The organism is Shewanella sp. DW31, from assembly GCF_015767295.1.
In the GTDB taxonomy this organism is placed as follows: domain Bacteria; phylum Pseudomonadota; class Gammaproteobacteria; order Enterobacterales; family Shewanellaceae; genus Shewanella; species Shewanella oncorhynchi.
In genome coordinates this window covers 60,448-73,233 of the sequence record NZ_JADWMP020000012.1, presented here as the reverse complement: position 1 = coordinate 73,233, position 12,786 = coordinate 60,448, and the positions used below count along the sequence as shown (strand labels likewise).

11 protein-coding genes are annotated in these 12,786 nt (G+C 47.8%); 7 read left to right on the top strand and 4 right to left on the bottom strand.

Annotation, left to right across the window (positions count from 1 at the left end):
• Positions 1 to 76: 76 nt before the first annotated feature.
• Positions 77 to 1,678, top strand: a complete 1,602-nt coding sequence (locus GWI56_RS11745; RefSeq protein ID WP_198572981.1) for an AMP-binding protein — start codon at positions 77 to 79, stop codon at positions 1,676 to 1,678.
• Between the two features lie 97 nt (positions 1,679 to 1,775).
• On the opposite strand, the gene GWI56_RS11740 is transcribed toward GWI56_RS11745, so the two are convergent.
• The 4 genes from GWI56_RS11740 to GWI56_RS11725 form a co-directional block, all read right to left on the bottom strand.
• Positions 1,776 to 3,680, bottom strand: a complete 1,905-nt coding sequence (locus GWI56_RS11740; protein ID WP_198572980.1) for an ABC transporter transmembrane domain-containing protein — start codon at positions 3,678 to 3,680, stop codon at positions 1,776 to 1,778.
• Positions 3,681 to 3,898: 218 nt separating this feature from the next.
• Entirely contained in the window at positions 3,899 to 4,456 is a 558-nt protein-coding gene (hutZ, locus tag GWI56_RS11735) for a heme utilization protein HutZ (RefSeq protein ID WP_028761546.1), read from the bottom strand.
• 48 nt (positions 4,457 to 4,504) lie between these two features.
• The gene (gene hutX / locus GWI56_RS11730; RefSeq protein ID WP_198572979.1) at positions 4,505 to 5,074 is read right to left on the bottom strand and encodes a heme utilization cystosolic carrier protein HutX; all 570 of its coding nucleotides are present in this window, start codon (positions 5,072 to 5,074) and stop codon (positions 4,505 to 4,507) included.
• Positions 5,075 to 5,109: 35 nt separating this feature from the next.
• Complete coding sequence (locus GWI56_RS11725) at positions 5,110 to 7,200, bottom strand: TonB-dependent hemoglobin/transferrin/lactoferrin family receptor (protein WP_198572978.1); 2,091 nt, start codon at positions 7,198 to 7,200, stop codon at positions 5,110 to 5,112.
• A 348-nt stretch (positions 7,201 to 7,548) separates the two neighbouring features.
• Here GWI56_RS11725 and GWI56_RS11720 point away from each other — a divergent pair, with 348 nt between their 5' ends.
• From GWI56_RS11720 to GWI56_RS11695, 6 genes are all read left to right on the top strand, one after another.
• Positions 7,549 to 8,436 carry an energy transducer TonB gene (locus tag GWI56_RS11720; protein WP_198572977.1) on the top strand — a complete coding sequence of 296 codons (888 nt, stop codon included), beginning with the start codon at positions 7,549 to 7,551 and terminating at the stop codon, positions 8,434 to 8,436.
• Between the two features lie 121 nt (positions 8,437 to 8,557).
• On the top strand, positions 8,558 to 9,313 hold the full coding sequence (locus tag GWI56_RS11715) for a MotA/TolQ/ExbB proton channel family protein (protein WP_198572976.1): 756 nt from the start codon (positions 8,558 to 8,560) through the stop codon (positions 9,311 to 9,313).
• Complete coding sequence (locus GWI56_RS11710; RefSeq protein WP_028761550.1) at positions 9,310 to 9,747, top strand: biopolymer transporter ExbD; 438 nt, start codon at positions 9,310 to 9,312, stop codon at positions 9,745 to 9,747. The genes GWI56_RS11715 and GWI56_RS11710 overlap by 4 nt, the downstream gene beginning before the upstream one ends.
• Before the next feature lie 97 nt (positions 9,748 to 9,844).
• The gene (locus tag GWI56_RS11705; RefSeq protein WP_198572975.1) at positions 9,845 to 10,831 is read left to right on the top strand and encodes a hemin ABC transporter substrate-binding protein; all 987 of its coding nucleotides are present in this window, start codon (positions 9,845 to 9,847) and stop codon (positions 10,829 to 10,831) included.
• A 50-nt stretch (positions 10,832 to 10,881) separates the two neighbouring features.
• Positions 10,882 to 11,898: an iron ABC transporter permease gene (locus GWI56_RS11700; protein ID WP_028761552.1), complete on the top strand. Its 1,017-nt coding sequence runs from the start codon at positions 10,882 to 10,884 to the stop codon at positions 11,896 to 11,898.
• A gap of 10 nt (positions 11,899 to 11,908) precedes the next feature.
• Positions 11,909 to 12,748, top strand: a complete 840-nt coding sequence (locus GWI56_RS11695) for a heme ABC transporter ATP-binding protein (protein WP_198572974.1) — start codon at positions 11,909 to 11,911, stop codon at positions 12,746 to 12,748.
• Positions 12,749 to 12,786: the final 38 nt, after the last annotated feature.

Below are 12,786 nucleotides of genomic sequence, written 5' to 3'. Positions count from 1 at the left end.
CTAACACCCTCTAATCTAAACACCTGTTTAACTCCAAAATAATAACAACTAAACATCATCTTTGAGGTAGTTCAGCATGGCATACGATCAAGACTCTCAACTCAAACTAAACTACTCATCACTGGTCGATCTGATCGAGAAAACCAGCCTGCGTTACGGTGATAAACCCGCCTATGCCTGTCTCGGTAAAACCAGCAGTTTTAACGAGATAGAACGCGATTCTCGTTACTTTGCCGCCTATTTACAAAATAAGACCACACTCAAACCGGGCGATCGCATCGCCATTCAATTGCCTAATATCACCCAATTTGTCATCGCGGCCTACGGCGCAATCAGGGCTGGGCTTATCTTAGTTAACACTAATCCCCTATATACCGAGCGTGAGCTCATCCATCAGTTCAATGATTCTGGTGCCAAAGCGATCGTGGTGTTATCCGATCTATTACCGACCTTAGCCAAAGTCATCGACAGCACCAAAATAGAATATGTCATTTCAACCCACCCTTTAGATTTGATCGATCCGCACGTACAGCCTAAGACAGGCCTGAAGAATGTGGAGTTTTGCCAAATTTTAAAACAAGGCGCAGAACTCCCCTTTAGCCGATTTATCTCAAATCTCGACGACCTCTCGGCGTTGCAATATACGGGCGGCACCACTGGATTATCTAAAGGTGCCATGTTGACCCACGGCAATATGCTCGCTAATGCGGCGCAGGTAAAATCCCGCATCGCGAGCGTGATCACCGAAGGGGAAGATATCTTCGTTGCACCGCTACCGATTTACCATATTTATGCGTTTATGGTGAACTTAGTGCTGTATTTCGAGTGTGGCGGCTGCTCGGTATTAATTCCAAATCCACGGGATATTAACGGCTTAATTAAGACACTCGCCAAATATCCCTTCACTGGATTTGCAGGACTCAATACTCTGTTTGTCGCCCTATGCCATCAACCCGAGTTTAAAGCACTCGATTTTAGCCATTTAAAAATCACCATCTCGGGCGGCACAGCACTGACGGCCGCTGCGGCCAACATTTGGCAACAGACGACAGGCAACATGATCAGTGAAGGTTATGGGCTATCTGAAACTTCGCCGGTGATTTCACTCAATGCACCCGGTTATCAAAAACTAGGTACTATTGGTAAACCTGTGATTGGCACTGAGGTTAAACTCTTAGATGAAAACGACATTGAAGTGCCCTTAGGTAAGGCCGGAGAATTAGCCGCACGCGGCCCACAAGTCATGCGGGGATATTGGAATAATCCGCAGGAAACCGCTAATGCCATGACTCAAGAGGGCTTCTTTAAAACTGGGGATATTGCCATAGCAACAGCAGAAGGTTTCCACCAAATAGTTGATCGTAAAAAAGATATGATCATAGTCTCAGGTTTTAATGTCTATCCCAACGAAGTGGAAAACGTCCTAGCGAGCCACCCTAATGTGATCGAATGCGCCGTGGTGGGAGTAAAAGATGAACACTCGGGCGAAGCGGTTAAAGCCTTTATCGTGCTTAAGGATGATAGCCAAGATCATCAACAGGCTAAAGAGGCTATTCTAACCTATTGCCGCGAGCAGTTAACCGCCTATAAATTGCCAAAAGTCATTGAATTTATGGCGCAATTACCTAAAAGTACCGTCGGCAAAATTCTGCGCCGCGAGCTAAAAGATAAAGCTTAAAAACCGCATTTAAAGGCAAAGCTAAGAAACAAAAACACAATAAAAGACCCAGTGAGCTAGCTTAAGCGTTTTAGCTAGCGACTGGGTTTTATTTTACCTACACGGTCTCATTCAAGGCGCTGGCATTGGCCTCTTCGGTTAACAATTGCAGACTGGCAAATTCACGATATAACGCATTAGATTGCATCAACTCTTGGTGGCGACCGCAGGCGACAATCTCGCCCTTATCAAACACAAAAATCCTATCGGCATTGATTACTGTCGATAGACGGTGAGCAATAATCAAAGTCGTTTTACCCGCCATCAATACATCCAGCGCTTGCTTCACTTTCTGCTCGCTTACCGCATCTAAAGCGCTGGTCGCTTCATCAAGTAACAATATCGGTCTGTCGGCTAAAATCGCCCGCGCAATGGCAATACGTTGTTTTTGTCCACCAGAAAGCCGCACACCACGCTCACCTAAATAGGTTTGATAACCTTCAGTAAACTCGCTAATAAACTCGTGGGCACGGGCCGCAATACAGGCATCTATCACTTCTTGCTCGGTGGCATCGACTCGACCATAACGCACGTTTTCAAGTACGCTAGTCGCAAAAATCACCGAGTCCTGCGGCACTAGAGCAAACTGCGACCGCAACTCCTGTGGCAGAAGATTGGCAATATCAATACCTTCCAGTCGAATACTGCCAGCGCTAGGCACATAAAAGCGTTGCAATAACTGGAACAAGGTACTTTTACCCGCGCCACTTGGCCCGACTAAGGCGACCCGCTCACCCGCGGCAATAGCCATATTGAGCTGTTTTAGCACTAAGGCATCATGCTCTGGATAGGCAAAATTGAGTCCTTCAATCATTAACTCGCCACTGACCTTGGCGGGCAAACTCACAGGATGAGTTGCAACGGGAATATCCACTTGCGTTTCAGCCAGTTCGATTAAACGTTCGGCGGCGCCAGAAGCCCGCTGAATTTCGCCTATCACTTCGCTAATGGTCGCCACTGCGCCCGCAACCATCACAGCGTAAAACATAAAGGCAGATAACTCACCGCCCGTCATCTTACCCGCCATCACATCGTGGGCACCGACCCAAGTCACCATAGCAATTGCGGCGATACTTAAAAACATCACGGTTGAGATCAATAAGGCACGGTAACGGATCCGGCCACTGGCCGCAGACATGACATCTTCGACGCGGCGATTGAACAAGCTACGGTCTTTATCTTCATGCCCATAGGCTTGTACCGTATGAATTTCATGAAGTGTTTCATCCACATAAGCGCCGAGATCAGCAACCCTATCTTGGCTTTCTCGCGCCAGCGTACGGACTTTGCGACCAAAAAAGATCACCGGCCCTAACACTAAGGGCACCGCCAACAACACCAGCAATGTCATCTTAACGCTAGTGATACCCATCATGACTAAACCACCAAGCACAGTTACGCTAGAGCGCAGCGCCATGGAAAGACTCGAACCCACCACAGTTTGTAACAAAGTAGAATCGGCGGTAAAACGGGAGATCACTTCACCAGTGCGTACCTTAGCGTAAAAGGCGGGAGAAAGTTTAAGCAGTTGATTGTAAACAGTGAGACGAATATCGGCGCTGACCCGCTCGCCAAGCCAAGTCATCAAGTAGAAGCGGCAAAACACCGCTGTGCCACTGACGGCGGTAATTCCGAGCACTAACAGTATGATTTCATTCAGCCGCTGCGCATTGTCACGCACAAAGCCTTCATCAACCATTAAGCGCACACCTTGGCCTAATGATAGCCAAGCGAGTGACCCTATCATCAAGCAGATAATCGCCGCGACAACTTTCAGTTTGTAGGGTTTAAGAAAACCCATAATCCAAGGCAATACCGATCTTTGCTGCGCCGAGGTCCATTTAGCCTTTGATGTATCAGCGCTTGTTGTAGACGTGACTGGAATTAACTTTTCGGGCAATGGCTCAGCCCCCGCTTTAATGGGTTCAGATGATTTGGCTAGTTCGGCTGTCGGCTCGGTCACGGGTGGCATCCTTGAGGTAGGTAAGGCAATTCAAATATAACATCAGCATGAATGGGATCATCTGCAGCCGTTAACCGCGCAGCATGACTTAAAGCATATAAGTGAGATGCTACCTCTTGCAGTGGAATTCAAGGGCTGTGTGGTTTTACTCAAAAGAAAAGCATAAAACAAACCCGCAGCGAGTGCGGGTTTGTTTTATTACAATAGCTTGACGCGGCTTAAGCGACTTGCTTGTTTTCCGGCGTTTTTGGCGTGCCGTGGTGGCCATCGCGCTTCCAATCCACATCTAACAACTCTGCGCCGCTCAGGCTAAATGCTTGGCCAAAACCTTTGACGTAAAGACCCTGATGGGGCGCGAGCTTATATAAGTTAAAATCGGTTAACGCCGCAAGGTTATCGGACATTTCGCCAAAACGTGCCGATAACACACCAACACCTTTGCTGAAGGCGGGCGTATCGCGGGGCACTGCCTCGGCAATCGCATCGAAGGTTAAACGCTTGCGGGCAAAAACCGATTTGGCCGCAGTTTCGTCTTCAACTAACATCACAGAGACCTTAGATGAGTGCTTTAAATTATGACCGTGACGGGCTAAGTCACTCACCAAAATATAAAAACCATCATCGGCCAGTGCGAAGGGCGCATAGCTCGCATTCGGCTGGCCATCTGTACCAATGGTGGCCAGTTGTAAGGTCTCGCGCTGCTGTTTAAAGGCTTCGATTTCGGGTAAGAGTTTGTCTCTTAAACGCTGTTCTTGTTCGGTAATTTCAGGCTTCATTTACTGTTTTCCTTAATATTTTTGTTAATGCTCAATTCAGAGGTGTGATTACACCGAGGCAAAGGCAGTCGCGAGCGCTTTAAATTGGCGAACTTGCTCAGGAAACAGTGCTCTTTGTTTATCACGGCCTAAATACACTTTGAACACCACCTCACCCTCACTGCCGAAAAAGTTAATCGAATGGCTCTCGCTGCCTCTAAAAGGTCTGCTGATCAAGGCGATGCCGCGCATAGCATCTAATTTGAGATGACCATGCAAACCGTCCCCCTTGCTGTAGAGGTTGTAATAACCGTGGGCGTATTTTCCCTCGGGGAAATCCCCTTTAAATTCAAATACGCTGCCAGATAACATCACAATAGTGGTTAACTTTCCCCATTCGGGTAAGGCTTGCAGTAAGGTATCGAGCTGAGTTAACGGAACAAACACCACTTGTTCGGGCGGCAATGCAGCAACCACTTCGAGCTCGGCAATGCCTAATTCACTGGCGAGCTGTGCTGGCATTAAATCAGCTTGTTGTTCAAATCGTTGTCGCAATTGCGCCTGTTGCTCACTTAGCTGACGTTGCTCAGAGCTTAAATCTGGCGTGACATCGAGCTCGGTATCGAGTGTCATCTTCATTTTAATGTCTCCATCGGTAGTGACTATTGAGTGGCTTAGAACATATAGCGCGCCGATAACTTCATATTACGACCTGGTTGATACAAGGTTTGCCACGCTTGTTGATACTTCTCATCACCGATATTTTCGATTGCGAAATCCACTCTCACACCCGCCATCGCGCCCATAGTCGGCTCCCACGCAACATACACATCCCATAGGGTGTAATCGTCGTATTTCGCCACTTTAAAGCCGTCAGGCGTATTCGACTGAGTCGCCACATAAGTGACGCGAGTACCGAGTTTCATGTCGCCTTCCATAATGCCTTGGGATAAATCGACATTGAACTTATTGGCGGGTATACCTTCTATGTCATCGCCCGTTTGACGATCTTCGCCATGGGTTTGGCCGTAATTCATCGCTAAGCGAGTTTGGCCAATACGGTAACGACCGCTAATTTCAAAACCGGTTAAACGTGCATCTTCAACGTTATTCCATGAGGTCGTTTGCTCGAATCCAGGAATGCCACGCCAAGGATTAGACACTTGCTGCACGATAAAATCGTCCACATCGTTACGGAAAACGTTAAACGTTAGCGCCAGTTCATCATCACCCGCTAACTCACTGAAACGTAAGTCCGCTTTGATTTCTTTATTGCGCGCAGTCTCTGCTTTTAGATCCGAATTCACCGCGAAGGTGTTACATAAACCTTGGGGTAAAAATCCGGGGATTGGCGGGATACAATAATGGGTGCCGCTGGAGAACATTTCCTCTACCGTAGGTGCGCGGAAGGCTTGATCGTAACGGGCGCTTAAGGTCAGCCAAGGCTGAGTCTGCCACACCAAGCCAAGCGATGGTGATAACTCATTGTCATCTGAGGATAAGTTGAGATTATGGCTGTCATTTTTAAAGCTGTCATAACGCAGACCCGCATCAAGATTTAACGTCTTAGTCAACTCAATATCTGCCCGCGTAAAAGCGCCCCATACTGTGGTTTCGCCATCGATATTCTCTGGACGCTGGCCCACTTGGCCCGAATCATCACGCGTCGTTTCTATGGTATCGCGAAAACCATCGACCCCGTAGGTCAACAGAGTATTGCCTAAACGCGAACTGTTATTAAGGTTAATCCCCACAGTGCGGAACTCAGTACTGTCTTGCTGACCTTTCGTAATACGGTCTTCATCGTAGTCGGTACTGTTCCAATACACTTGCATCTTAGTATCCAGATACGGGTTATTAGCAGGATTGAGACTGTAGTTTAGGGTGAGGTTTTGATCGTCAGTCTTGCGGCGCACCAAAGGCACTGAACTACTCACCGCAGCAGAAGGATTGCTCGGTACTAATTCATTGTTTTTGCTGGCTCTTGCAGATAACTCTAACCGTGATGCCTCGTCGGCTTGCCAACCGAATTTAGCTAAACCACTGCTGCCTTGGGATGCACTGTTGTTTAGAGTTTCGTCATTACCGGTTTTTATATTGTTTGAATCGTAATAGGAACCATTGAGTAACCAATCGATGCTGTCTTGTTGACCATAAATAGCGCCACTGGTTTTAGTGCGGGAGCCATTGGTCTCATAACCTTGTTTGAAATAACCACCAAAGGTCTCGTCTGGTGCTAAAAAATCTTGTGCCGACTTAGTATTCTGCGCTACGACGCCACCGAGGGCACCACTGCCCCACAAGCTACTGGCAGGGCCGCGCAGCACTTCGATGGATTTGAGCAACTCAGGGTCCATAAAGTAGGACCCTCTGTGACCAGAGCTGGTATTTTGTCTTGCACCGTCAATTGTTTGCAACACACGATCGCCACTTAAACCACGGATTTCAACCCCTTGAGATGAAGCTCTTGGGCCATTAGTCAACGTAATATTCGCCTCATTTTTAAGGGCATTGGCAACTGATGATGCTTGGGCGACCGTAAGTTGCTCTTCATCCATCACTACCACGCTACGGCTGGTTTCGGAGGCTTTTTCACTGATGCGTGTTGCACTCACCAATACTTCATCAAATTCAGTCGTGACCAGTTTTTTATTCGCATCCTGTTGAACAACGGGCTTAACACTTTCCTCTGCCGCTAACGTAAAACTTAGGGCCGTACCACTCAGTGCTATCGCCATGGCGATCACTAACGGCTTTTTTTTCATCTCTTCATCCTCAAGTGATATTCAGCTGTTTCCGTACAATTTATTACTGAGCCTAGACTCTCTTCCAGACGTCAATCCTTTCGAGATTGAGTCTGTTCCAGATGCTCCATTCCAGATTTGGCTCTTTCGAGATTGAACCCCTTCCAGATCGAGCCCAAGGCAATCAGTACCCATAAAGTAGGATAAATTGTCGGTTTAGCTGCTTTTTTAAGCGCTCATTCGAGCTATTGCAGGCACTCTACCTGAGATAATAAAATAGATCAAATGCAAATCATTATCATTTGCGATCTTGTTTATATTGAGATATCTTAATTAGGAAAATGGCTTTCATTGGAAAAAGAGGTTGCTGTGACACCAAAACGATATCTTGCCTTTGGCGCGTTAACGGTTGCCATCCAGACGGGTGTTATCGCCTCCCAACCCGCTATGACTATGCAGCCAAGCGCCCAATCATCGAGCGTAAACCAAGCATCACTCACTCCCAGCGCGAATACTGTCACCCTTAATTTTTCTACCGCGACTAGCGCTACAAGCAACACGAGTGCAGAGCCCATCAAGCAAACAGACGCCAAAGTAGCCACTGTGAACAGTACAGTGCAAAAAAACAGTACAGCGCAAAAAGTATCAACAGCAGAATCTGTCGATAAGGCGGTTATCCCGAAAACTAAAGCTGATCAACGAATTGATAGCCAACTCGCCAAAAAATCTTCAGCAACAAAACCCACGGCTAACAATCTTCCGGATACTGCTCCTTTAGCGACGAACGCTTTAGAACCAAGTGCTTTAAATTCAAGCGCTTTAAACCCAAGTGCTTTAGCACATAAGCGACTCGAACAAGTTGAACAACAAACAGAACCCAAAACTGCACAAATGGATTTAATCACTAACGCAGCCGAAGTTGATGCAAAAGCGACCCCAAATGTAGCCAGTGTAACAACTGACAGTGCCCAAACTAACATAGTGGAATTAGCCAAACCGCTGTTCGCTGCAGCGCCACCGCAACCGACTTATCCAAAGATAGCGCGTAAAAAAGGGCTAGAAGGAACCGCAACCATAGAAGTGATGTTTAACGAACTTGGTGAGCAACTGGCACTGACGTTAGTAAAAAGCTCAGGGTTCAGTCTGTTAGATCAAGCCGCGTTAGATGCAGTTGAAAACTGGCAATTTGCGGCGCCAGCGCAAAGGCTAGCGAGTCATTATAAGGTCAGAGTGCCTATTCGCTTCGCGCTCAACTAACAGGCCCAATGTTGCCACTGAAAAGTTAGCCCGTGGAGTGTTAGCCACCGCACAACTAGCCTGATTTTTGTTTTACTAACTTACATATAAAACTACTTTTTCAATCGATTGGAGAGGCTTAATGCCCGTAACTGATTTTTCAACCCTACAGACTCAACTCGGCGTGCTCACTTGGCCCTTGTTGTTATGTGCTTTTTTAGCTTTGATGATCTGCCTTGAACGTAGCGCCTTGTTTTTGCATCAAACTCTGCTGTCAATCTGGCCCCAAAAACAGGCCTGGGTAAAAGCATTGCGTCAATCAAGCTCAGCGGCGACCACTGAAAACGTCAGCGCGCTGCTAGCGCAAACCAGCGCACAGCAAGATTTACTCGCCCGTGGCGCGACCTTGTTACTCAAACAAGTCCACCAGCCAAAAGTGCTAAGGGAAGAATTACTCAGTCTGTGGCTGAATAAGCAACAACGCGACTTGCAAGCCGGACTCAAAGTTTTACAAGTGATTGGCATCATTAGTCCACTACTCGGTTTGCTCGGCACAGTATTGGGACTCATCGAAATGTTTGCCCAACTCGGGCAATCACAAGGCCCTGTCACGCCAGCACAACTCAGTGCTGGACTGGGCCTTGCGATGAACACCACAGCTGCCGGACTCATGATCGCCGTGCCCGCCATTACCGCCGCCCATCTTTTTGGGATCTGGGCTCAAGGCCAATGCCTGCGCGCTGGGCATGTGCTCAATCAACTCAATCTCTGGTTAGCGGGTATCGAAGATATTTCAATTGATGCCAATCATTACCATGCATTCACCCGAGTCAGTAAAACTAGCGTCGAGCAAAAATTGGCATCCAAGCCCCATTCTCAAATTGAGCCACAGACATGATAAGTGCAGATAAACCATTCTTATCGCAGGCTGGCATTGCTTCACCTGAGCAACTTCCGAGCCTAGATTTAACCGCGTTAATCGACATTATTTTTATCGTGCTGGTGTTTTTACTGCTGACGGCAAATAGCCAATTATTGAGTTTGCCGGTAGATGTGCCACAAAGCCCAAGCTCAGCTATCACGGCAATCGACAACAAACAAACAATTGCCATCAATATCATGGCAACAGCGCCTTATTGGGCTATTGATGGCAAAGAGTTTGATGACTTAGCCACTTTTACCACTGAATTTACTGCACATTTTCAGACTATGCCGAAGGCGACGGTTGTCATTGCCGCCGACAAAGCCGCGCCAGTGGAACCTTTGATGCAACTGCTTGCACTGTTGCAGACGCAGTCCATCAGTCAGACACAAATTTTGATGGAGCATTAGCGTATCCGAACCAGCCATTTAAATGAGAAAGCAAAAGTCTGATATCAAAAAACGGCATCTAAGCCTGTCACGAACAAGTTGTATTAGGAGTTTAACCATGTTGTTTCAAGCAACTAAAATACCAGTAAAAAAAGGTTCCAGAGTTCAGCGTTATCAACATAAGCGCACATATAAGACATTAAAAAAATTGATGTTTTTCACATCAGCACTTACGGCCTTACTATCCTCAAGCGTTTTTAGCGCTGAACTGAGTGCCGAGCCAGAGATAAGACTCGTGAGTGCGGGTACAGGAGTCACAGAGCTCGTGCTCGCCCTCGACGCAGGCAATGAACTAGTTGCCATCGACTCCACCAGCTATGTGCCTGAAAGTTTGAGCCATGTGGCTAAGCTTGGTTATCACAGAATGCTCTCCGCCGAAGGCATTATTGCCCTCTCCCCTACGCTGGTTGTCGGTTCAGATGTGATGGGACCTGAAACCACACTAAAGGTATTAAAACAGGCGAATATCCAAGTCGTGCAATTACCCGCAACAAATGATGAACCACAACTGATGAACAATGTGGATACCTTAGGTCACTTACTCAATCGCCAAGAACATGCGGTTAAATTAAAACAAGATTTACATCAACAACTGCAAAGCTTAGCGGGTAAAAAACAACAAGTGCGCGATGCGGGCTCTCAGCCAAAAATTCTCTTCATGCTGTTACAAGAAGGCCGCGGTGCACGGGTTGGCGGTAAAGGCACAGCCGCTGATACTATTATCGAGCTGTCTGGGGCACAAAATATCGCCGAGTTTGATGGCTACAAAAGCATGTCTCAAGAAGGAATTCTGTCCTTGCAGCCCGACATTATTTTGCTGTCAAAGCGTAGCGATAAACCCACAGATCAAACTAATGCACAAATTGCTCAAGAACTGTTGAAAGAGATGCCACTACTCGCCCATACCCCAGCAGGGGAAAACGGCCATATTCAAACACTAGCACCGCAAGCCCTTCTCGGTGGTTTAGGCATCAGTGCCATAAGCGCCGCGGATACGCTCGCCAGCACATTGCTCAAGCAAAACCATTCACAAACGCAGCGATGAGTACAGTTAGCACTAATTAACCCCAGATAAAAATAGAAAGGATATTTGAGATGTTTCTCAACCGCTGGCTCTGGCCGAGTCTAGTCACACTGTTAGCCCTCAGCGGCTTACTCTCGGTCAGCACTGGCCCCGTTAGCATCAGCTTTGTCGACGCCCTAAATGCAGTGTTCAATTGGGCTACCCAGCAAAATATCGGCAATATTGCGCCCCACGAGCAACTGGTAATCAACAATGTGCGCTTACCACGGACATTACTGGCGTTAGCAGTAGGCGCTACGCTCGCACAGTGCGGCGCGGTAATGCAGGGGCTTTTTCGCAATCCCTTAGCGGATCCCGGTATTATCGGAGTGTCATCCGGCGCTGCACTTGGCGCAGCCATCTGTATCGTGCTGCTACCCAACGCGAATCCGTTGATGATCCCCATCAGTGCGTTTGCATCGGGATTAGTGACCACCCTTATCGTCTACCGACTCGCCAGCAGCCCAACAGGTACATCGGTCGTATTATTACTTTTGTCGGGTGTTGCCATAGCTGCGCTGGCAGGCGCAGGAATAGGTGTTCTCACATATCTTGCCAACGACATGGCGCTACGTGACTTAACCCTATGGCAAATGGGATCAATTGCAGGTGCGCAGTGGCTATATGTCAGTCTGTGTCTTGTGACCTTAGCGCTACTGAGTTGGCGATTTCACCAAGATGCGGCGGCACTCAATGCCTTGCTGCTTGGCGAATCCGAAGCACGCCACTTAGGGATAGATGTCGATAGGCTCAAACTTAGGCTTATTTTGCTTTGCGCCTTAGGGGTTGGCGTAAGTGTAGCTGCAACAGGAATTATCGGCTTTATCGGCCTCGTCGTACCGCATTTAGTGCGCATGATGTTAGGGCCAGATCATCGCCAACTGCTGCCCATCAGCGCACTTTTAGGTGCAGCCCTATTGGCATTGGCCGATATCGGCGCACGCGCTTTTTTACCGCCTGCCGAGTTACCCGTTGGACTCGTCACCGCGCTCATCGGTGCGCCTTTCTTCATCTTTTTACTACTGCAACAGCGCAGTAAGCTAATCTAAGCGAGTTTTTATGGCTGCAACATCCTTTGCAAATCAACCATCACAATCGACAACTTATTCAGCTAAGGCGCAATTTGATCGCACCGAGCTCAGTATTTGTCAGCTCGATGTCAGCATCGGTCCAAAAACCGTGCTCAGTGATATTAATGTACAGTTTCAATCGGGTGCAGTAACCGCCCTACTCGGCCCAAATGGTGCGGGTAAATCCACCTTGCTTAAAGCCCTTTGCCAAGAAATCAGCACACCAAGGCAAAGTATACGGCTAGGCCATAGCCAGCTGGCGGATTGGCCTAGGAGCGAGCTGGCAAAATCCTTAGCCGTACTGCCGCAACACGCCAGCCTCACCTTTCCCTTCACTGTGTCAGAAGTCGTAGCAATGGGTTTATATCCCTTAACCATCAGTAAGATAGAAGGTGATGCGTTAGTTGCTGAGCAACTGGCGCAAGTGGGCTTAACCCATCTGGCTAAGCGCAGCTATCCAACCCTCTCTGGCGGCGAGAAACAGCGAGTCCAACTCGCCAGAGTCTTGACTCAACTCAGGCAATCGCCGTTTCCGCCCGTACTATTACTGGATGAACCAACATCGGCGTTAGATCTTGCCCAGCAGCACAGAGTACTTGAGTTAGCCCAAAACTTAGCTCACCAACAAGGCTACACTGTAATAGTGGTACTGCATGACTTAAACCAAGCCGCGCGCTATAGCGATCAATTAATTGTGTTAAAACAAGGGCGAATCGTCAGTGAAGGCAAGCCATCCGATGCACTGTCGGTTGATACCATTAGGGAAGTATGGGACTACGAGCCCGTATATATCCCCGCCCCACAGGGTGGACATCCACTGATTTTTTAATGGAAAGAAGATATTCATCTTACGTTTTTGAGGCCTAA